At 41.0% G+C, this 20,065-nt stretch carries 20 protein-coding genes; 15 read left to right on the top strand and 5 right to left on the bottom strand.

The features are described from left to right. Nucleotides 1-28 precede the first annotated feature (28 nt). Together V7077_RS17925 and V7077_RS17920 are read left to right on the top strand one after the other, a co-directional pair. Entirely contained in the window at nucleotides 29-484 is a 456-nt protein-coding gene (locus tag V7077_RS17925) for a GNAT family N-acetyltransferase (RefSeq protein WP_335504399.1), read from the top strand. Between the two features lie 173 nt (nucleotides 485-657). Further along, nucleotides 658-1,146: a hypothetical protein gene (locus V7077_RS17920; RefSeq protein WP_335504398.1), complete on the top strand. Its 489-nt coding sequence runs from the start codon at nucleotides 658-660 to the stop codon at nucleotides 1,144-1,146. A 74-nt stretch (nucleotides 1,147-1,220) separates the two neighbouring features. Here the strand turns inward: V7077_RS17920 and V7077_RS17915 are convergent, their stop codons facing one another. Further along, nucleotides 1,221-2,435: an aminotransferase gene (locus V7077_RS17915; RefSeq protein ID WP_335504396.1), complete on the bottom strand. Its 1,215-nt coding sequence runs from the start codon at nucleotides 2,433-2,435 to the stop codon at nucleotides 1,221-1,223. After that, complete coding sequence (locus V7077_RS17910) at nucleotides 2,432-2,938, bottom strand: Lrp/AsnC family transcriptional regulator (protein WP_335504395.1); 507 nt, start codon at nucleotides 2,936-2,938, stop codon at nucleotides 2,432-2,434. The genes V7077_RS17915 and V7077_RS17910 overlap by 4 nt, the downstream gene beginning before the upstream one ends. 417 nt (nucleotides 2,939-3,355) lie before the next feature. Between V7077_RS17910 and V7077_RS17905 the strand changes: the two genes are divergently transcribed. Beyond that, entirely contained in the window at nucleotides 3,356-4,621 is a 1,266-nt protein-coding gene (locus V7077_RS17905) for an MFS transporter (protein ID WP_335504393.1), read from the top strand. A gap of 78 nt (nucleotides 4,622-4,699) precedes the next feature. On the opposite strand, the gene V7077_RS17900 is transcribed toward V7077_RS17905, so the two are convergent. Continuing rightward, entirely contained in the window at nucleotides 4,700-6,001 is a 1,302-nt protein-coding gene (locus V7077_RS17900) for an NCS2 family permease (RefSeq protein WP_335504392.1), read from the bottom strand. 851 nt (nucleotides 6,002-6,852) lie between these two features. Between V7077_RS17900 and V7077_RS17895 the strand changes: the two genes are divergently transcribed. The 6 genes from V7077_RS17895 to V7077_RS17870 all read left to right on the top strand — a co-directional run bounded on the left by V7077_RS17895 (nucleotide 6,853) and on the right by V7077_RS17870 (nucleotide 12,931). Continuing rightward, a complete protein-coding gene (locus tag V7077_RS17895; protein WP_335504390.1) occupies nucleotides 6,853-7,218 on the top strand; it encodes a P-II family nitrogen regulator in 366 nt (121 codons plus the stop codon). Continuing rightward, nucleotides 7,218-8,534, top strand: coding sequence for an ammonium transporter (locus V7077_RS17890; RefSeq protein WP_335504388.1), 1,317 nt, complete (start codon nucleotides 7,218-7,220; stop codon nucleotides 8,532-8,534). Before V7077_RS17895 ends, V7077_RS17890 begins: the two co-directional genes overlap by 1 nt. Before the next feature lie 134 nt (nucleotides 8,535-8,668). Next, nucleotides 8,669-9,640 carry a UDP-glucose 4-epimerase GalE gene (galE, locus tag V7077_RS17885; RefSeq protein WP_335504386.1) on the top strand — a complete coding sequence of 324 codons (972 nt, stop codon included), beginning with the start codon at nucleotides 8,669-8,671 and terminating at the stop codon, nucleotides 9,638-9,640. A gap of 164 nt (nucleotides 9,641-9,804) precedes the next feature. Further along, nucleotides 9,805-11,109 (top strand): putative bifunctional diguanylate cyclase/phosphodiesterase, encoded by a 1,305-nt coding sequence (locus tag V7077_RS17880; protein ID WP_335504384.1) that lies wholly within the window; start codon nucleotides 9,805-9,807, stop codon nucleotides 11,107-11,109. A gap of 238 nt (nucleotides 11,110-11,347) precedes the next feature. Beyond that, the gene (gene galU, locus V7077_RS17875) at nucleotides 11,348-12,253 is read left to right on the top strand and encodes a UTP--glucose-1-phosphate uridylyltransferase GalU (RefSeq protein ID WP_335504382.1); all 906 of its coding nucleotides are present in this window, start codon (nucleotides 11,348-11,350) and stop codon (nucleotides 12,251-12,253) included. A gap of 234 nt (nucleotides 12,254-12,487) precedes the next feature. After that, nucleotides 12,488-12,931 carry a ferritin-like domain-containing protein gene (locus V7077_RS17870; RefSeq protein ID WP_335504379.1) on the top strand — a complete coding sequence of 148 codons (444 nt, stop codon included), beginning with the start codon at nucleotides 12,488-12,490 and terminating at the stop codon, nucleotides 12,929-12,931. A gap of 71 nt (nucleotides 12,932-13,002) precedes the next feature. Here V7077_RS17870 and V7077_RS17865 read toward each other — a convergent pair whose 3' ends face one another. Beyond that, the gene (locus tag V7077_RS17865; protein WP_335504377.1) at nucleotides 13,003-13,257 is read right to left on the bottom strand and encodes a hypothetical protein; all 255 of its coding nucleotides are present in this window, start codon (nucleotides 13,255-13,257) and stop codon (nucleotides 13,003-13,005) included. A gap of 372 nt (nucleotides 13,258-13,629) precedes the next feature. On the opposite strand from V7077_RS17865, the gene V7077_RS17860 reads away from it, so the two are divergent. The 3 genes from V7077_RS17860 (at nucleotide 13,630) to V7077_RS17850 (ending at nucleotide 15,437) form a co-directional block, all read left to right on the top strand. Beyond that, nucleotides 13,630-14,238 carry a transposase gene (locus V7077_RS17860; RefSeq protein WP_335504375.1) on the top strand — a complete coding sequence of 203 codons (609 nt, stop codon included), beginning with the start codon at nucleotides 13,630-13,632 and terminating at the stop codon, nucleotides 14,236-14,238. 299 nt (nucleotides 14,239-14,537) lie between these two features. Beyond that, nucleotides 14,538-15,020: a hypothetical protein gene (locus V7077_RS17855; RefSeq protein WP_335504373.1), complete on the top strand. Its 483-nt coding sequence runs from the start codon at nucleotides 14,538-14,540 to the stop codon at nucleotides 15,018-15,020. 111 nt (nucleotides 15,021-15,131) lie between these two features. Beyond that, nucleotides 15,132-15,437, top strand: a complete 306-nt coding sequence (locus tag V7077_RS17850; RefSeq protein ID WP_335504371.1) for a hypothetical protein — start codon at nucleotides 15,132-15,134, stop codon at nucleotides 15,435-15,437. Between the two features lie 206 nt (nucleotides 15,438-15,643). Here the strand turns inward: V7077_RS17850 and V7077_RS17845 are convergent, their stop codons facing one another. Further along, the gene (locus V7077_RS17845; RefSeq protein ID WP_335504369.1) at nucleotides 15,644-17,041 is read right to left on the bottom strand and encodes a S1C family serine protease; all 1,398 of its coding nucleotides are present in this window, start codon (nucleotides 17,039-17,041) and stop codon (nucleotides 15,644-15,646) included. A gap of 357 nt (nucleotides 17,042-17,398) precedes the next feature. Here V7077_RS17845 and gloA2 point away from each other — a divergent pair, with 357 nt between their 5' ends. The 3 genes from gloA2 to V7077_RS17830 all read left to right on the top strand — a co-directional run bounded on the left by gloA2 (nucleotide 17,399) and on the right by V7077_RS17830 (nucleotide 19,965). Next, entirely contained in the window at nucleotides 17,399-17,785 is a 387-nt protein-coding gene (gene gloA2, locus V7077_RS17840) for an SMU1112c/YaeR family gloxylase I-like metalloprotein (RefSeq protein WP_335504367.1), read from the top strand. A gap of 345 nt (nucleotides 17,786-18,130) precedes the next feature. Continuing rightward, nucleotides 18,131-18,787: a 5-bromo-4-chloroindolyl phosphate hydrolysis family protein gene (locus V7077_RS17835; RefSeq protein WP_335504365.1), complete on the top strand. Its 657-nt coding sequence runs from the start codon at nucleotides 18,131-18,133 to the stop codon at nucleotides 18,785-18,787. After that, the gene (locus tag V7077_RS17830) at nucleotides 18,784-19,965 is read left to right on the top strand and encodes a toxic anion resistance protein (protein ID WP_335504363.1); all 1,182 of its coding nucleotides are present in this window, start codon (nucleotides 18,784-18,786) and stop codon (nucleotides 19,963-19,965) included. The genes V7077_RS17835 and V7077_RS17830 overlap by 4 nt, the downstream gene beginning before the upstream one ends. Nucleotides 19,966-20,065 lie beyond the last annotated feature (100 nt).

Raw genomic sequence — 20,065 nt, 5'->3', positions numbered from 1 at the left:
GACGGAGTTAGCAAGCGGGGAGATTTTTATGTTAATAAAAATTGATGATTTAACCGGACCCGAAGTGGCGGAATTGATTAGGGAACATCTACATGGAATGACATTGAATTCACCGCCTGAGAGTATTCATGCGCTGGGGTTAGAAAAGCTGCGTCAACCGGAAATCACATTTTGGAGTGCTTGGGAAGATCAGGCGCTGCTTGGATGCGGGGCCCTGAAAGAATTGGATCATAAGCATGGCGAGGTAAAATCGATGAGGACATCTTCAAAGCATTTACGAAAAGGTGTTGCTAGAGCAATGCTTCAGCACATTATCGAGGAAGCGAAGCGGCGCGGTTATCGGCGTTTGAGTTTGGAAACAGGATCGATGGATGCTTTTCTGCCTGCCAGAAGATTGTATGCTATGTTTGGCTTCCAATACTGTGAGCCGTTTGCAGATTATACTGAAGACCCTAATAGCGTTTTTATGATGTTAGAATTATAGAAAAAGGCAAGCTCGTCCAAAATATTTGGGCGAGTTTGCTTTTTTTATGTTTCCAAGCTTATTCAGTAAACCAAATGGATATTACACCGTATAAGAGGTAAAAATACGAATGAATTGAAAATATAAACATTCTCTTAAATAGGAGCGATTATTCCAACAGTTGGGGGTTTGTAATGAAACAAAAATGGAAAATGTATATATTGCTAATTCTACCTTGGATATCCTTATTTAAGTTTGGAAAATCTTCATTCATTCGGTACCTGCCTACTATTGTTTTTAGTGACTTGATGATAGCGTTAATAAGCGAGCTATCCCGGGAATTGAAATGGTGGAAAGTAAAAAATCCTATTTTTCCAAAGCTGGCAACAGATGTATCATTCGTATTTGGTCCATTTACAATCCTAAACTTATGGATATTCAAATTAACGTACAAAAGATTCTGGCTATATTTGTTGACTAATCTTTTTGCTGACTACTTATTTGCATATCCATTAACAACGATTGCAGAAAAAATAGGAGTTTACAAAATGGTAAGAATGAGCCGCAAACAGCTTTTCTTTCTTAGTGTTGTGGTTGCCATTATTAATTACTTGTATCAATTCTTTATGGTTGAACCTTTAAGAAAAGAAAAAACGGTATTGAAAGTTCCTCATAATAAATAAAAAAAGATGGCATGTGGATTTACACGCCATCTTTTTATGTCTTGAATGGTCCGGAAAACGGACCCAGCTTTTCCTTATTCTACTTCTACCTTGTTCGCATGTATATCAGCAGCATATACGCCCTTTGACTCAATAAATCGCTGAATTCGTTTGAGTGCTTCCTGAAGTTGTTCCATGGAAGCGGCGTAACTGCAGCGAATATAGCCTTCACCGCTTTCCCCAAAAACATCACCTGGAACAACGGCTACTTTTTCCTGCATTAACAGTTCCTCGGCAAATTGTGCTGAACTTAGGCCTGTTGCGCGAATGGATGGGAATACGTAAAATGCGCCGCCAGGAGTGTGGCAATCGAGACCCATTTTGTTCAGGGTCTGCACCATATAATTTCGTCTGCGGCGATAACTGTTCCTCATCGAGATCACTTCATCATACGTATTTCGAAGGGCTTCAATTGCGCCATGCTGCAGCATATGCGGTGCACACATTGTGGTATATTGATGAAGTTTTAACATAACTTCCACAAATTCGACTGGTCCAGCGAGGAAACCTAATCTCCAGCCTGTCATCGCAAACCCTTTGGAAAAACCATTTATTAAAATCGTCCGTTCATACATGCCATCGATTGCGGCAACACTACAAAATTCTTCATCATAGGAAAGCTCGGCATAAATTTCATCCGATACCACGAGTAAGTCGTGCTTCTTGATAATATTGGCGATTTCAATTAGTTCACTTTTTGTTAGCATACTGCCAGTAGGATTGTTTGGCGAGCACAGTAAGATCGCTTTTGTTCTTGGTGTAATCGCCGCTTCGATTTGTTCCGGTGTAACTTTAAAGCCGTTTACTGGTGAAGTGGAAACCGGAACGGGTTTCCCTCCAGCAATCGCCACTAATGGACCGTAGGAGACGAAGGCAGGCTCAACAATTAAAACTTCATCGCCCTGGTTTAAAATAGCACGGAAGGCGAGGTCGATGCCCTGGCTTGCTCCGATCGTAACAATTACTTGGTCTTTCGGATTATACTGTACCCCGAATCTTGTAATTAAGTAGTTGGTTATTTCTTCTCGTAACTCGAAGAGACCTGCGTTCGCTGTGTAAGACGTGTAGCCTTGCTCGAGTGAAAGAATGGTCGCTTCCCGAATGCTCCATGGGGTGGTGAAGTCTGGTTCACCGACCCCTAATGAAATGACCCCTTCCATGCTGGCAGCAAGGTCGAAAAACTTTCGTATCCCTGAGGGCTGCAGTTCTTTGGCTGTTTGGGAAAGATAGTGGGCAGGTTCGTGCCTCATGGTGTAACCACCATCCTGCGGTCTTTATCATCATTTTCACTTTTAAAAATAACGCCATCATGTTTGTATTTTTTTAACATGAAATGGGTGGTCGTCGAGATGACGTTTTCGATGGTTGATAGTTTTTCGGAAACGAAATTGGCAATTTGGTGCATGGATTTACCTTCAACAGTGATTGAAAGGTCGTAGGCACCGGACATGAGGTATAGGGATGATACCTCAGGGAAACGGCCGATTCGCTGTGCTACCTCATCAAAGCCTACGCCGCGTTTTGGCGTTACTTTTACATCAATCATCGCGATGACGTTTTCTTGCCCTTCCACTTTGCTCCAGTCGATTAAGGTTGGGTAGCTGATGATGATTTGCGATTGTTCTAATTTTTCTATCGTCGCTTTCACCGTTTCTTCACTGCACATGGCCATTAAGGCGATGGATTCTATGGGTAATTTGTGATTTTCTTCAATGATTTTTAAGATTTCAATTTCCTCACTGCTAAGATGCATGTGGATGTCCTCCTATTTCTTTAAACATTAATTGTAGGCTTGCTTGAACACCTGATAAAGGGGTTTGCACTGTCTAGCTCCAGCGCCTAGCCCCTCGAGGTCATAAGCTTATCCAGTTGCGGCTCCTTGGGACTGAAAGTCATAAGCCACCCCCTGACCAAGGCGCTTCCGCTTTTCTCGCTTATTCATGATTTTAATCCTATTTGCGAAGTCTGTCACGTGAAGTTGAAAAATATTTTGTATTTTTCTGAAAGAAAGGGGTTATGAGGTAAGGAATAGTTTTTTATAAAAATCGAAATTTTCTAAGGCAAATTTATCATTTTTCTAATGTAAACGTCATCATGGGAAATCAGTAAAATCTTACGTCAAAATTGGAGTATAATAGGAAATAGATTATCGCAACAGGAGTCGTGAATAGTGGAAAAACAAACTAGCAAATATAGATGGGTCGTTTTTGCCTCGGTCTTATTTACCTATTTTTTAATCGTCAGTCAGCGGACAGCACCGGGATTAATTTCAGACCAGTTAATGAAGGATTTCAATTTGACGGCAGCCACGATTGGATTGCTGACAAGCATACAATTTCTAGCCTATGCAGGCTTTCAAATTCCAATTGGCATTTTGTCTGACCGGTACGGGCCCAATTTCTTCCTTATTATTGGTGCCTTATTGAATGGGATCGGTACCTTAATTTACAGTATCGCGCCGAATGCGTTTTTTCTCCTATTGGGGAGATTATTGGCGGGATTAGGGGATGCGACCATTTGGGTAAACCTTGTCTTAATTTTAAGCCAATGGTTTAAAGTAAGAGAATTCGTCGGCTTACTCGGCATTGCCGGAATGGCCGGAAGCTTTGGGTTTCTGCTCGCAACCGTTCCTTTTTCCGCATGGATCTCGTTGTCAGGCTGGCGCATGCCATTTTTTATAACCGGAATTGTTTTAGTTTTAAGCGCTGTGCTATTATATGTTGTCCTTGAGAAAAAATCTAAGCAATTATTTAAAAATGATGCTGTAAAAGTGAAACAAAAGAAACCGCGCGAAAAAACCATCGTCGTGCTGAAGCGGATTTTTTCAAGCCGTCAGGCATGGGCTGCCTTCTTCTGTCATTTTGGATTAGTGGGCACCTACGTTGGATTTATTGGTTCATGGGCGGTTCCTTATGGGATGCATGTATATGATATGACCCGTTCAGAGTCAAGTCAGCTCATTATGATTGGTTTAATTGGCGCTTTAGTGGGGGCACCGCTGACAAGCTGGATCTCAAGCCGAATTGATTCGATTAAGCTTCCGTTTATCGTGGTCCATGTGATGGCGTTTGTCAGCTGGCTGTTGTTATTTTACAGCGGAAAGCCGCCTTACTATATGCTCGTCATTCTCTTTTTACTGATTGGTTATGGAAATGGCTCCAGCTCGTTAACATTTGCGGTCGTTCGAAAGTCGTTTGATATTAAGGAAGTCGGTGTCGTTTCGGGCTTTGCCAATACAGGGGGCTTTTTAAGTGCGGTACTCCTGCCGAGTATTTTTGGTAAAGTATTAGATCATTTTCATGCATCGTCCGCAAGTGTCGGGTATCATTATGGATTTCTGATTCCCGTTACTTTCTCACTTCTTGGGTTAATCGGTGGAATGATCATAAAAGAGGAACGACAAGAAGCAAAAAAGCCAAGTGAAATTACAGCATAAAAAGAGTCCGGATTTCTTAAGATGAAATCCGGACTCTTTTTTTACGTCTAGCCTTGGTCAAGGCGCTTACGTTTGGATTTAATGCTGCAAAAATGCCAACTGAATAAAGAACAAGACGGCAAATACATAAAGTAAGGGATGAATTTCGCGCCATTTCCCTTTCACCAATTTTAAAATTGGAAAACTAATAAAGCCTAGAGCTATCCCGGTCGAGATACTGGAGGTCAGCGGCATGGCTAAAACGGTGATGAAGGCAGGAAAGGCTTCATCTAATTCACTCCAATTAATTTTCGCGATACTGCCCATCATTAAACTCCCGACAATGATCAGCGCGGGTGCCGTAATGGCAGCAATCCCTGACACGGCGCTCACAAGCGGGCCAAAGAAAGCGGAAAGGACAAACAAGGCAGCAACCGTTACAGAGGTTAAACCCGTACGGCCGCCTGCCGCTACACCAGAAGTCGATTCAATAAAAGCAGTGGTCGGGCTTGTTCCAAAAATCGACCCAACCATGGTCGCAATCGAATCAGAGAGCAAGGCCTGTCTGGCACGCGGAAGCTTATCCCCCTTCATTAACCCTGCTTGATTCGCTACCCCGATCATCGTACCGGTGGTATCGAAAATCGTCACTAGGATAAACGAAAAGACAACAGCATAAAGACTGTGGTGAATGACATCGCCAAATGCAGTAAACGGATTTCCAATCATCAATCCTTTTGGAAGGGATGGAAGGGACATCAATCCTTTTTCGAAGGAAAGCTGACCAGTAAAGAAAGCAATTACTCCAGTGACAATCATCCCGAAAAATAATGCCCCATTGACTCTAAGGACCATTAAGATCAACGTAACCGCCAGCCCGATAATTGCTAAAACAGCTGAAGGGGAATGAAGGTCACCCAAACCCACCAAATTAGATGGATGAGCTGTAATGATCTTGGTTTCACGCAGGCCGATAAAGGCGATAAATAAACCAATCCCCGCGGTAATTCCGTGTTTTAAATTATCTGGAATGGCCTCAATCAATTTTTCCCGAAACGGTGTTAACGACAAGATGACAAAAATAATTCCAGCTACGAAAACGGCAGCGAAGGCTGTCTGGTAACTAATTCCCTGATGGCCGCCAACGACAGAATAAGCAAAGTAGGCGTTCAATCCCATTCCCGGGGCGATAGCAATTGGATAATTGGCAAACAATCCCATCCAAAGGGTTCCGACTAAAGCAGCGATGATGGTGGCCGAAAAGACTTGTTCAAAAGGGACGCCAGCATCTGCAAGGATGACAGGATTGACGACTACGATGTAGACCATCGTGAAAAAGGTCGTTATTCCAGCTATTAATTCTGTTTTTGTATTCGTATGATTTTCTTTCAGTCTAAACATAAGGGATCCTCCAAAATACGAACGATTTTTAACAACTTTACTATAATATTCGTTTTTTAGACGACAATCAATAGGTAATCTATATTTTTTCCTATTTTTCCTCAAGCTACGCAAGGTTAGGGACATAAAAAATTCAAAATTGGCAAAAGAAAAGCCCTTCATCATGGGAATAAAGGACATTTGTTCAAAAAAATTATTCTGCATTAATGGAGGTATGAGTACTACCGGTCCGCTTAGCTCGTCTAAACGAGCTAAAGCATTATCTGTCCTTGATAGACGACCCAAACAAGAATGAAAAACCAAAGACGGTAGCCAAGGGCCTTGATTGACGACCTAAACAGGAATGAAAAACCAAAGACGGTAGCCAAGCGCCTTGATAGACGACCCAGACAGGAATGTAAGACCAAAGACGGCAGCCAAGCGCCTTGATAGACGAACCAGACAGGATTGAAAGACCAAAGACGGTAGCCAAGGGCCTTGATTGACGACACAAACAGGAATGAAAAATCAAAGACGGCAGCCAAGCGCCTTGATAATGCCAAGATCGGCTAAAGGCCGGTGATTTTTTGTAAAGTATAGCAACAAGAATAATAGGCTGCTTATAAACCAATAAAGATACTCTTTTTGCGGATAGACCATTTCATGGTTCCTTCCTCCTGAGGTAACAAGTTCACATTTCGTACCATTATGTTACGTTTCCTAACTTAAGTCTTTATTAATTTTTAAGAGTGACTGTTTTAGCGAAAATTCAGAATATAAAAATTGGTTAAAAATATTAATTGACGCATGGGGGCAGAATGTTATATATTTTATCATATTGATGTTAGGAAATATAACATGGAGGTGTTTCCATGAAGAAAATAGAGGCAATCATCAGACCTGAAAGGCTGACGGAGACGATTAAGGGGCTAAAAAGTATCGGAATCACAGGTTTTACCGTTTCGCAGGTCGTGGGACGCGGCAAACAAAAGGATACAAAAGGTGTGTATCGCGGGAAAAATTACCAGGTCACGCTGCATCCTAAAGTGAAATTAGAAATTATTCTTTCCGATTATTTAGTGGAATCAACAATTCAGACGGTTGTAAAAGCGGCACAGACCGGTGAGGAAGGCGATGGGAAAATCTATGTCTATCCTATTCTTGAAGCCTATAACATTCGGACGGGAACATTTGACGATGATATTGACGATTTAGTAAACCGAGGGGAGGGACTTTAATGGTACTCACGTATATCAATACAGTTTGGGTGGTTCTTGCGGCGGCAATGGTATTGTTTATGGAGGGTGGTTTCAGCTTACTTGAAGCCGGTTTTGTACGGACGAAAAATGCCGTTAATGTGACAATGAAAATCTTTGTGGATTTAACGATTGGAGCTTTAGCGTTTTGGATGGTTGGTTTTGCGGTAATGTTCGGTAAGGATGCCTTTGGAATGATTGGAACAAACTTGTTTGGCAGCCCGGAAAAAATGACGCTCGCAGTCCATTTGCCAAGTGTTGCCTTTGTTCTTTTTCAAATAGGCTTTGCGGTCGCGAGTCTTTCGATTATTTCAGGCGCAGTTGCAGAACGAATGAATTTTAAAGCTTATGTAGTGACAGCCGCAATCATTTGTATGGTAGTCTATCCGCTGTCCGGCCACTGGATTTGGAATCGTGATGGCTGGTTAGCGAATCTTGGCTTTAAAGATTTCTCCGGCTCGGCAGCCATTCATGCGCTAGGCGGCTTTTCTGCTTTGGCGATGGCGAAATGGCTCGGGCCAAGGAAGGGCAGGTTTAATTCCGATGGCAGTGTGAATGTATTTGCCCCAAGTAACATTCCATTAGCATCAGCAGGGGCCTTCATCCTTTGGTTTGGCTGGTTTGCCTTTAATGCCGGAAGTACATTGGATGCATCTAATCCGGCACTGGCAACGATCGCGATTAATACGATGCTTGCTGGAGCGAGCGGCGGTGCGGCTGCCTTATTTTTAACGATGAAAAAGTTCGGTACCGCTGACCCGAGTATGACCATTAACGGAGTGTTGTCCGGATTAGTAGCCATTACTGCCGGCTGTGCGACTGTTTCCGAGTGGTCCGCTGTCATCATTGGCGCGGTAAGCGGGCTATTAGTGATTTATGCCACACTTTTGGTCGACTATTTAAAGGTGGATGATCCAGTCGGTGCTGTGGCTGTTCATGGGTTCGGCGGGGTTTTTGGAACGCTTGCGGTTGGGTTGTTTGATCAGACGGACGGTTTATTAACCACTGGTCATGTGTCACTCCTTCTTGTTCAGTTGTTGGGCGCGGTTGTTGTAATGGCATGGGGACTGCTGGGCGGGACGTTGATAGCAAAGGTTTGCGAAAAGACTGTCGGTTTCCGCGCCACCGAGCGTGAGGAAGAAGAGGGCTTGGATATGTCGTATCATGGTATTCCGGCATATAACGAATTGGAGCGGTTCACGGATTTGCCGACGAGCTTGTATAATTTTGAAGAAACGACAGGAATTACGGTGGCACCGCCCTCTAGTAATAAAGTAAAAACAGGCAATTCATTCTGAGTAAAAGCTGGATTCATATGGAATCCGGCTTTTTTTGTGTGTGGAATGAATTGGTAAATTACCTTTAGAAGCTGTTTTTTAAGAATAATGTTATAATAATGAAGGTTTTTAATTCTAGCTAAGGGGAAATGAATATGATTCTCGTCGTTGGCGGAGCTGGTTATATTGGTAGCCATCTCGTTAAGGAATTAGTAGAAAAAGAGGATGTTGTCGTGTTGGACAACCTATCAACAGGCCATCGTGAGGCTGTTGATAAGCGAGCCATCTTTATAAAAGGGGACCTCGGTAATGAAGACGACCTGCAAATGGTGTTTAGAAGTTATCCGATTAAAGCCGTTATGCACTTTGCGGCCTATAGCTTGGTCGGAGAGTCTGTTATTGATCCATTAAAATACTATGAAAATAATGTGGCGTCTACCTTAACATTGCTGAAAGTCATGATTAAATTTAAAGTGAAAAACTTTATTTTCTCTTCTACAGCTGCTACATATGGAATTCCAGATGTGGAATTGATTGATGAAGAGAGTAAGACTGCTCCTATTAATCCATATGGACAATCCAAGCTGATGGTTGAGCAGATGCTGGCTGATTTTTCAAAATCCTATGGGCTAAACTATGTAGTGCTTCGTTATTTTAACGCGGCGGGTGCCCATCAATCAGCGGCTATTGGTGAAAGTCATGACCCAGAAACTCATTTAATTCCGATTATTCTGCAGCAGCTATTAGGTACTCGGGAAAAAATTTCTGTGTTTGGATCGGATTACGATACGGCTGATGGAACATGCATCCGTGATTATATTCATGTAACCGATTTGGCGCAGGCGCATATTCTTGCCTTAGAAGCTTTATTGTCAGGGGAGAAGTCCACTGAGACGTATAATTTAGGCAATGGACTTGGTTATTCTGTTAAAGAAGTGATTGAGACATGTGAACGAGTAACGGGGATCAAAGCAAACGTGGAAATGGACGAGCGTCGTCCGGGAGACCCTGCTAGATTAGTAGCTTCGTCAAAGAAAATTTACACTGAGTTAGGCTGGAAAGCAGAGCGCAGTCTTGAAAAAATTATTGCCGATGCTTGGAATTGGCATCAAAATCAATTATATTAATTTTTAATGAAAAGCAATGCAGCTTCAGAGGTGCATTGCTTTTATTTTATATCCTTTCTAACGGACTGCATTTCAGATATTGGAAGATGTCTGGTTATTGATGGTCATAGTGGTTTAGGTTACACTTAAGGAAAATGGCTGCAGGTTGGAAAAGGTGGGTCAGTATGGATGAAATCGTGGAAAAAAATGAAGAGCAATTCTCTAAAATGGACAGGCTGAAAGAACGCCTTAATATGACCCTCGCTTTCTGCAACAGGTATCATATGTCAGCGGCTGTTTGCTACCTTCGAATCCATATTCCACCGGAATTGTTAATCTCTAAAAATCATGGGGCTGAGTCTGTCCTGCTGCGAAAAATGGTCGCTAGGCTAAAAAATTCGATTCGTGAGCTTGATACCGTTATAAAAGTAAATGATGCTGATTTTGCGATCTTCCTGCTCGATATCACCGAGTATGACTGCAAGGTCATCTGTGAGCGGATTATTCGTATTGTCTCCGAACAATATACTGTAGACTTTCATCAGATGTCGGTTGGCAGTAATATGGGAATCTGTATGTATCCATATGGAGCCGCAGAAGTCGATGATTTAATGTCGTTTGCAAAGGTACAAATGTATGAGGCCGAAAGGGGAGGAGAAAATACCTTTTCTTTTTACAAAGGTAGTTTTGACCCAACGGCCTATCGGCAAATGTTAATTGAGAATGATCTCCCCTATGCCCTAAAGAAAGGTCAGCTTTATGTTCAATACCAGCCTCAGTATAGTTTGGCTGATAAAAAAATAACCGGCATCGAGGCATTAATTCGTTGGAACCACCCGAGTTTAGGGATGATTACCCCGGGAGAATTTATTGACCATACGGAACTAGCTGGTATAGTCAATGGTTTGTTTTATTGGGTTTTTGAGGAATGCTGCAAAAATATTGCTAGTGGCACAGACCAACTGTTGAAATATTCGATTAACCTGTCAGTAAATCAACTGTTACTAGATAACTTTTTAAGAGAAACGTCCACTATTCTTACCAGATATTCAATCCCGGCGGCGCAGATTACATTGGAAATTACCGAGAATATTGAAATTTACACGGTAAAACACGTGAATGAAACATTGTTTGCGCTAAAAGAAATGGGGTTCACAATTGCCTTGGATGATTTTGGGAATGGCTATTTTTCATTTTCCGATTTCCTCAAGCTTCCGGTAGACTATATAAAACTTGACCGTAATTTTGTCTCAAGTTTAATGAAAAATAAAAAGCATATCGGCGTGATTTCCCCTATTATTCAGATGGCCCACAATCTGGGGCTGCAGGTTATTATTGAAGGAATTGAGGAGCAGGCTCAGTTTTTTGAATGGGCAGGGTTGGGGTGTGATTTAATTCAAGGCTATTTTATCAGCAGGCCGATCCCATTTGAGGAATTGACTCATTCTATTATAGAGATTGAGCGAAGGATTGCGGAAGGCTATTGTTAAAAGGTCTGTGACAGGCTGAATATGATTCCGAGGACACGGTCGGAGTGGGTAGGGCGTACAATGAAGAATCAGACGGAGTAGTTTTGAGGTAAATGTCTTCGGATTGTTTATACCAATAAAATGGATGCTGTTGAATTTAACATGGTATAATGGTTTATAGTTATTGTCATTCATTGGGGAAAGATAAAAATATTGTCACAATTTTACATATGAGTGAAAATTGAAGGAGAGATCGTCTGTGAAAAAGGTTCGTAAAGCAATTATCCCGGCGGCTGGGCTGGGGACACGATTTTTACCAGCGACTAAAGCAATGCCGAAGGAAATGCTGCCGATTGTGGATAAGCCGACCATTCAATATATTGTTGAAGAGGCAATTGCTTCAGGGATTGAGGATATTATTATTGTTACCGGTAAAGGGAAACGTGCGATTGAGGACCACTTTGATTTCGCCCCTGAGCTTGAGAAAAACTTAATGGAAAAAGAAAAATGGGATTTATTAAGCAAAGTAAACTATACCTCCAATCTTGCGGATATTCATTATATTCGTCAGAAGGAGCCGAAAGGGTTAGGTCATGCCGTCTGGTGTGCCAGAAACTTTATTGGCGATGAACCCTTTGCGGTTTTGTTAGGTGATGATATTGTCCAAAGTGATACACCTTGTTTAAAACAGCTCATTGATCAGTATGAAGCGACTTTCTCCTCCATTATTGGAGTTCAGCATGTTCCTGAGAATGAGACACATCGTTATGGGATCGTTGATCCGATGGAACCAGAGGGAAGACGCTATCAGGTTAAACATTTCGTTGAAAAGCCAGCGCCAGGAACGGCGCCATCTAATCTAGCGATTATGGGAAGATATATTTTAACACCTGAAATCTTTATGTTCCTTGATTCTCAAGAGACAGGTGCTGGCGGTGAAATCCAGCTAACAGATGCCATCCATAAGCTCAACCAGATCCAACGCGTATTTGCATATGATTTCGAAGGAAAACGATTTGATGTCGGCGAAAAAATCGGCTTCGTCAAAACAACCATCGAATTTGCACTGCAACAAGAAGAACTCAACGAAGAACTGATTCAATTCCTAAAAGAACTCATCAAAGAAAACGAAAACCAACAGAAAATCAACATCCAAGAAGTGTAAATGGTGTCATTTAGTGGTGCCATTAAATGGTGTCATTAAAGGTGTCAGGCACCATCAGTGTACATTTGTCCGCGCCTGGTGGACATAAAAATCTGAATAGGCCGGGGCTTAGTTAGGGGTGTTCCCTTGCAGCCGCGGCTTTTTGATTTTGATGGGTCCAGTGGGGTTGTCTGGGGAAACACCTAATTGCTCATGAAACATAGAATGTATAATGAACAATTAGGAGGTTTCCCTATGTTTCCTTTTACCAATTATTACGATGCCGTCTTTAGACAGACGAATACCTTGATTCAAGAAATTGAACAAGCAATTAATGGTGAATATAGTGCGATAGAATGTTATGCGAGGTTGGCCAATTTGGCTTCGAGTAAGAAAGAGCGGGAGCGGATCTTGGAGATTCGTGAGGATGAAGTCAGACATTATCAGCAGTTTGTTCATATCTATCAACGATTAACGGGAAGGCCGCCTCAGCCGAAAATTCTAGAAGAATGTCCTAATAGTTATAAAAAAGGCTTAAAGTTTGCGATTGAGGATGAGCAGAAAACAGTGGATTTTTATATGGAAATAGCCGATAAAGCCACTGACCCGATGGTTCAAGGGGCGTTCAGAAGAGCGGCGCTAGATGAGCAAAATCATGCTGTTTGGTTTTTGTATTTTTTTTCAAAAGAGAAATCATAAAGGAAGTGCCCCCAGTTAACTTTTATTGGGGGCCTTTTTGTGACTTGTTTGCTTAACAGGACAGGCTGGTTCTAGTCTCCGCTTTCCCCAGCGGAATTGTGGCTCTCGTAGGAATGGTCATGTGTGGAGGGTGATTCGGGATAGTGGTCATAATCGTCATGATGACTACTTTGGGCATTTTTGTTTAGACTGGGAAAAATTAGGAAGGCTAGGATAATTAAGATGGTACCAAAGAACTCCTGTGTACCGAATATAAGGTAGACTCCGTACACAAGGAGGAGTACACCAATTATTCGCTGAAGCATTCTGACAATTTTCAGAGACATTCCTCCTTTGTTGTAAATCGTGTGAGTAACTTCCGCTGCCTTATAAATAAATATTATGACGCAGGACCTTTTATACATTTATCGTGAAATCCAGCTTGACCGTCTTTCTCGGCCAAAAGCGCCCTTAAATTTGAACCATGCTATCTTTAGGGATACCCGACCAACTTTGAACATTTTGTTACCATCCTAATTAATAGAGGGCTTGGATGGAAAATATTTGTATAATGGAAAAGAGAGAAAAGGTGCCAGAGAAAAGGTGCCTGTCACCGATTAAGGTATTTTCATCATGCAAATTGACGAAAAGGTGCCTGTCACCGAAAGCACTATTTTCATCTTGGATTTATATTTATTAAGGATAAGGGAGTGATTGTATTGGTTCGAAGTGTGCGTTTGTGGTTTGCGGGTGCGAAGTATCATGTGACGAGCAGAGGGAACCGAAAGAGTTCGCTGTTTTTTGAGGAGGAAGATTACGAGAGATATCTGGAACTTGTCGCAGAGACACAAGTGCGTTACCCTTTTCATCTCCATACCTACTGCTTGATGACCAACCATACCCACCTCCAGTTGGAAACCCTTGAAACCCCTCTAAGCATCATTATGAAAAACCTCAATATGAAGTACGCCAAATATTTTAACAAAAAGTATGAATTTACTGGTCATGTGTATGAAAAACGTTATGGTGCAGAGCTTCTCAACTCTCGGGAGTATGAGATTGACGTCAGTAAATATATTCATCTAAACCCGGTAGAGGCCGGGATTGTTTCATCCCCCGAAGATTATTCCTGGAGCAGCTATCGAAGCTATGTTTATGGCGAAGTTCATCCACTTATTGACCCCAAACCGATTCTTTCTTACTTTCCCGATCCTCCAGCCCAAAATTACCAACAATACATGAATGCTTCGGCCGATGATAAATTTTTCTGGGAAGACGGCAAACTTCTAAAGCAGGAAGGGGAATGGTTCCGGTGTGGGCTCGAGTAACGAGTCAGTGGAAGGATGCTTCCGGCAGTGGTGGCTGCTCGAAAGTTAGGAATTCTGAGATTATATCTCCCTTTAGATGCCCTATTCCCCGAGCTAGAAGATTATGCTTCAAAAGAGTACTCTGTACCGGAATCCACGGTGTTTTTTTGACGTGTGAATCTTTTCGAACCTGTCAAATAAGATATTAGGATAATTTATGTCCGAAATGACTTAAGAATTTTTTATTTCATGGCATTGGAGAAGGGTAATTAAAAAAAGTACAGAATTATTATGTGTATAAATAAACAGGGAATGATTTGATGGAAAAACAAATCATAGAAATAAAAAAGAGTAAACAAGATATTCTGGAAGAGATCAAAAAGCTTTTCCGAATTAATCCATTAACTGAGGTAATTGTTTTCGTTGTAACTGCATGTATTTTAGGAACAATTTTTCATGTGATTAAAGATTTTGGAATGCAACTGACCTCAGATTTTATGAGTGCCTTTATCAATTTGTTCTTTGCGTGGAATTTGGGATTTGGCCTTTTTCAAGGGGGGTGGCGATTATACAACTCTAGAAAAGTAAACAAAGTGCTTATCCCAAAACTTGAGCAGTTTATTGGGGAAAGTGAAGAGAAGAGCTATGCTGAGATTGAAGCAGAAGTTTATGAAATGGTGAAAGTTGGATATGCGGAGTACACAGAGAAATATAATAAACTTCAAAGAATTTACTGGACAAGTTTCAAACTAAGTTTTGCTTTACCACTTATTGCACTCGTTATTTGGTTTGTTCTTCAGTAGTTTTAGTGTAACTTAGACAAAACAAATATTAGGGTACTATTCAAATGCTGTAATGCAAATGTATACATTTCATTTTGTGGATGATTAGATAATAAAAAAGATGGTGGATTTATGGCTTTATTCTTATATAAATTCAATAAGCGTATATTTAAAAGTAGAATAAAGCCTTTTGTGATTATACAGCTAATCCTTCTAGTGGCTTATCTAATTATAAGTATTTATTCTTTAAAAAATCATGAAGTAAATTATTTCTATGAAGGACTTAGTCAGATTATTTTAGCTGTCTTTTGGCTTTTAATTGGGATGGAGCAATTTATTTTAAAAAAGAAATTGCTCTGTATTTTCGGCATGGTTCTATTTGTAATAGGTATATTTTTAGCGATAAACAGTTTCTCTTTATTAAATATAAAGGGATAAAAGATAAATTTGAAAATCAAATATGAACTTAATGAAACCATCTTTTTTTAAGGTGGTTTTTTGGGGGAGAAGTTTGTTAGATGCGAGGTTTCTAGAAAAAGTGATCTTCGCAATATATTAAAAAGGCAGAAAGGAAGGACAAGACCACAAAATAGAAGGGTGTAGCAATAACACTACACCCTTGTTAGAAATGGTGACAGGCACCATTATTCTTCGTCTTTTTTCTGTTGATTTTTCTGGTGTTCTTGGAGGGCGAGGAGAATGTCTTGGACGTCGATTTTGCCATCTTTATTTAGGTCTTGTAGTGTATTTTCCAGTGCAGACGGCGTGGCTGGTGTAGGTGCCGGTTCTGCGGAAGGTGTTGATGCAGCAATTGCACCAGCAGCAGAACTTTTGGATTTGCCCCCAGTGAACGTAAACACTAAAAGAATGAGGACGAGCAATCCTGCTATACCATCAATGATATAAAATATAGTTGCGTAATCAGACCATAGCGTTTTACTGCTGTCGACCTTTTTCTCAGCATTGGCAATATATTGTTTGATCTCAGAATGATTTGGATATATCCGCTGAACTGCTTCAAATTTTTCTAAAGCATGTTTATAATAACCGCCCCAGTATAATTCCAAACCTTCCTGATAAATCTTATCTGTTTCGCTCCCCGTATTTCTTACTCCGGCTTGGTTCACAAATTCCTTTACAGTGTTTACCGGTACGGCAAAATTAAAGCCTTGAACCTCTTGACCATTTACCGTATCTCCTCTAAAGGTTAATAGTCCAATGATCTCCCCTTTGTCATTAATGACAGGGCCGCCGCTATTTCCGTGGGTTGCGGCTGCATTAAGTTGAATAACCGGGCTTCCTTGTTCTGTCTTTTTCGAGGTAGCGGAAATTTGACCGGCGTTCATCGAGGATACTAAGGATGAATCCGGTGATAGAATGTCAGAATCAGCTGCCGCTGGGTAACCGATGACCCAAATATTATCTTGGTTTTGAATTTCATCTGAATTTCCAAGTGGTACAGTAGGCAAGTTTTTTCCTTCAATTTTTAGAACGGCGACGTCTTTCCCTTCATTAATAGGGGCGCCGTAGCTCTTCACTTCCCCATCGAGGACATCTCCACCGGGTAAAACCACCTTTAATACTCTTTTGATATCTGTATATTGGGTGTACTTCACCATATAATTATAGGCAGTTTCATAATCCACTTTAAAATAATCTGCAACCGTGGTGACTACCTGTTCGAATGCTTCATTGGCAATGTCTTCATCTTTCTTTTGTGTGGCTTCTACCACATGGGCATTTGTGACAATATAGCCATCAGAGCTTATGATGGCACCGGAACCAGATCCGCCCACTATCGATTGGTTGTGAAGCTGTTCAAGGATGGCGATCACTTCAGGATCATTAGGGTTAGTAAACTGCCAAGTGACGACAGCATAATCGACGACTCGGACGACCGCAGGCTTCGTGAATTCAGCAAGCTTTTGTGCTCGTGCAATTTTTCCTTCTGCTGGTTGAATATTTAGTAGGAAAAAGGAGGCAATAATTACGGCAATAAGCAGTATACTAATCGGTATCGTAAAAAAGGCCCTTTTTTTCAAAATATCACCTCGTGGTTGATTTTAAAATTTACTCTGCAATATATTCGGTGTGAGGGGATTGGGAAATTGTCTTAATTTTATTATTAAGATTTGATGAAATTTTTGTGGTGCTAAAGAACTAGAAAGCTAGCCATACTGCCACAGGATGCTTTTCGCTCTAGGAAAGATTTGTTATCATGGTAATGAATTGTTGTCAGTATTGGTGTCATTTGGTGTCAGGCTCCACTCGTGGACACTGTCCACCTTGAGAGGACAGTACTTTGATTGGCAATTGGCTAAAAGTTAACTTAATCCGCCTGTTCATGTAGAGGCAGGGGGGCTTTTTTATTGTCTTAAATGTAAGGGAGTGTAAAACACATGAAGCTAAAGAAGATTCATCACGTCGCCGTAATTTGTTCAGATTACCAAAAATCAAAAGACTTTTATGTACGAATTTTAGGTCTAACTCCGATTAGCGAAGTATATCGTGAGGAAAGAGGTTCCTATAAGCTGGATTTAGAAGTCGGAGGGCACTACCAAATTGAATTGTTTTCCTTTCCAAACCCGCCTGCAAGACCGAATCGCCCAGAGGCGGTTGGGTTAAGACATTTGGCTTTTGAAGTGGAGGATATCGAGACAGAAGTAGCAGAACTAGAAAAGCATGATATTTTAGTAGAACCGATTCGAATAGATCCGATTACCAACAAAAAATACACCTTCTTTGCCGATCCGGATGGATTGCCACTTGAACTGTATGAGGGGTAAAAGAGTAGCAGTTATAGCGGCAGGGAGGAAAACCTCACTGCCGTTTGTGGTGCCTGTCACCATTAGCACTACAAACACTAAGATTACAGGTGAATCCCGTCCGCCGCACAATCCCATCCCAACCCAATCCATCTCCCAAAAATGTAACCTTTTCTAGCATAACTACGTCTTAAGTCGTAGATTTATTTCCGTTTGTGGTCTATGGCGGGAAGGAGTTTTTTCGTGTATTGTGGAAATAGTGAATGTCATATTCTTCTAATTCAAAGAGTTTTTGAAGGATGTGAAACATTTATTTACTTATTTCGTATCTATATAAAGGATTATTAAGTCAGGAGTCGATCCAATATGAACCCAATTGTTGCATTCCTAATTCGCTCGTTTGTGGCCGTTCCCGTCACTGTCATTACATGGTTAATCTGCTTCTTTCCGCTCAATTTTACATTCTGGTCCTCGACCTTATTTGCAATCCTTGGAGGGGCGCTTACCCATGTTATTCTGTCGTTATTTCAAAACACCGGGTATTTGAAAAAGCATCAACTGACAAGGAAGGAATACCGTTATATTCAGAAAAACCTAAAAGAGGCAAAACAGAAAATCAGGCGCTTAAATAAAAGCATCTTTAAAATTCGTGATATTTACTCCGTAAAACAACGAATTGACATAAATCGAATCACTAAAAAAATACACAAGATGACAATGAAAGAACCGAAAAGATTTTATCAAGCAGAGGAATTTTATTTTTCACACCTTGACTCACTCGTTGAGCTCACCGAAAAATACAGTTTCCTTTCATCGCAGCCGAAACAGAACGGAGAAATCAGTCAATCTCTTATTGAGACGCGAAGAACATTAAATGAATTATCTAAAGTAGTAGAAGAGGATTTATATCGAGTCATCTCTGATGATATCGATACATTAAATTTCGAAATAGATGTCGCAAAACATACCATTCAAAAGAAAAAAGAATTGAAATTTCCTGAAGAAAATAGGTGGCTAAAATGAGTGAACAAAATCCAATACCAAAAACTAGCGGCTTACTAGATGATATTCTTGCCAATCCGTTTGGCGATTCCGAAACGTTAGATCTTGCCAAAAAGCAGACACTGTCAACAGGCGAACAAAAACCAGTCAAGTTAATTGATGTTATCCCTGAGGAAAATCGGGAAAAGGCTTACCAGCTTGCCGAACAAATCGACCCGACCAATCATCAGGCGATGATTTCTTACGGCACCCAAGCGCAAGGGAAACTGTTATCGTTCTCGCATACGATGCTGGAACATGTCCAGAAACAGGATGTGGGTGAAATAGGCGAAATCATTAACGATTTGATGAAACGGTTAAATGAAGTCAATCCGGATGAATTAAAGGATGGGAAGCCATCCTTGTTTGCACGTATGTTTGGAAAAATTTCAACCTCCATTCAAGAAGTTCTGTCCAAATACCAAAAAACAGGAGCGCAAATTGACCGAATTAGTGTGAAGCTTGACCGTAGTAAAAATGTGCTTCTATCAGATATTAAATTGCTCGAACAGCTTTATGAAACTAATAAGGAATATTTTCATGCCCTTAATATTTATATTGCAGCAGGAGAAATCAAGCTTGAAGAAATGGAAGCCAAGATTATCCCTCAGTTGAAAAAAGAAGCAGAAGCAACTAATGACCAAATGAAGTTTCAAGAGGTCAATGATATGATTCAATTCGCGGATCGTTTAGACAAGCGTCTCCATGATTTGAAATTAAGCCGGGAAATTACGATTCAAAGTGCACCACAGATTCGTTTAATCCAAAATACAAATCAGGCGCTGGTGGAAAAAATCCAATCGTCGATTATGACGGCCATTCCATTATGGAAGAACCAAGTAGCCATTGCGTTAACATTAATCCGTCAACGCCATGCGGTTGAAGCTCAGAAACAGGTATCAAAGACCACCAATGAACTCCTATTAAAGAATGCAGAAATGTTAAAAACGAATACCATTGAAACCGCCAAAGAAAATGAACGCAGTCTTGTGGATATTGAAACATTAAAGAAAACACAGGAAAGCTTAATCTCCACGTTAGAAGAAACGATGCGAATCCAAGAAGAAGGCCGCCACAAACGCCGGCTGGCCGAACAAGCACTTGCTAACATGGAAAACGACCTGCGCCTAAAACTCTTAGAAATAAAGGGAAACAAATAATAAAAGAAAACGGGGGTCCTCACTGCAATAAACATACACGCAGCGGGGGCCCCCGTTTTTTACGGTGCCTGTCACTATTATTCCTATCTAGGCGATACTA

Source organism: Neobacillus vireti (assembly GCF_036962465.1).
GTDB classification, from domain to species: Bacteria; Bacillota; Bacilli; order Bacillales; family Cytobacillaceae; genus Neobacillus; species Neobacillus vireti_B.
The sequence above is the reverse complement of the archived record's forward strand: the minus strand, read 5'-3'. Positions and strand labels throughout refer to the sequence as shown.

Bases quoted from the DNA above. Each gene is read 5' to 3' on its own strand.
- V7077_RS17925 (WP_335504399.1), top strand. From the start codon at position 29: ATGTTAATAAAAATTGATGATTTAACCGGACCCGAAGTGGCGGAATTG.
- V7077_RS17920 (WP_335504398.1), top strand. From the start codon at position 658: ATGAAACAAAAATGGAAAATGTATATATTGCTAATTCTACCTTGGATA.
- V7077_RS17915 (WP_335504396.1), bottom strand. From the start codon at position 2,435: ATGAGGCACGAACCTGCCCACTATCTTTCCCAAACAGCCAAAGAACTG.
- V7077_RS17910 (WP_335504395.1), bottom strand. From the start codon at position 2,938: ATGCATCTTAGCAGTGAGGAAATTGAAATCTTAAAAATCATTGAAGAA.
- V7077_RS17900 (WP_335504392.1), bottom strand. From the start codon at position 6,001: ATGTTTAGACTGAAAGAAAATCATACGAATACAAAAACAGAATTAATA.
- V7077_RS17895 (WP_335504390.1), top strand. From the start codon at position 6,853: ATGAAGAAAATAGAGGCAATCATCAGACCTGAAAGGCTGACGGAGACG.
- V7077_RS17890 (WP_335504388.1), top strand. From the start codon at position 7,218: ATGGTACTCACGTATATCAATACAGTTTGGGTGGTTCTTGCGGCGGCA.
- galE (WP_335504386.1), top strand. From the start codon at position 8,669: ATGATTCTCGTCGTTGGCGGAGCTGGTTATATTGGTAGCCATCTCGTT.
- V7077_RS17880 (WP_335504384.1), top strand. From the start codon at position 9,805: ATGGATGAAATCGTGGAAAAAAATGAAGAGCAATTCTCTAAAATGGAC.
- V7077_RS17870 (WP_335504379.1), top strand. From the start codon at position 12,488: ATGTTTCCTTTTACCAATTATTACGATGCCGTCTTTAGACAGACGAAT.
- V7077_RS17865 (WP_335504377.1), bottom strand. From the start codon at position 13,257: ATGTCTCTGAAAATTGTCAGAATGCTTCAGCGAATAATTGGTGTACTC.
- V7077_RS17855 (WP_335504373.1), top strand. From the start codon at position 14,538: ATGGAAAAACAAATCATAGAAATAAAAAAGAGTAAACAAGATATTCTG.
- V7077_RS17850 (WP_335504371.1), top strand. From the start codon at position 15,132: ATGGCTTTATTCTTATATAAATTCAATAAGCGTATATTTAAAAGTAGA.
- gloA2 (WP_335504367.1), top strand. From the start codon at position 17,399: ATGAAGCTAAAGAAGATTCATCACGTCGCCGTAATTTGTTCAGATTAC.
- V7077_RS17835 (WP_335504365.1), top strand. From the start codon at position 18,131: ATGAACCCAATTGTTGCATTCCTAATTCGCTCGTTTGTGGCCGTTCCC.
- V7077_RS17830 (WP_335504363.1), top strand. From the start codon at position 18,784: ATGAGTGAACAAAATCCAATACCAAAAACTAGCGGCTTACTAGATGAT.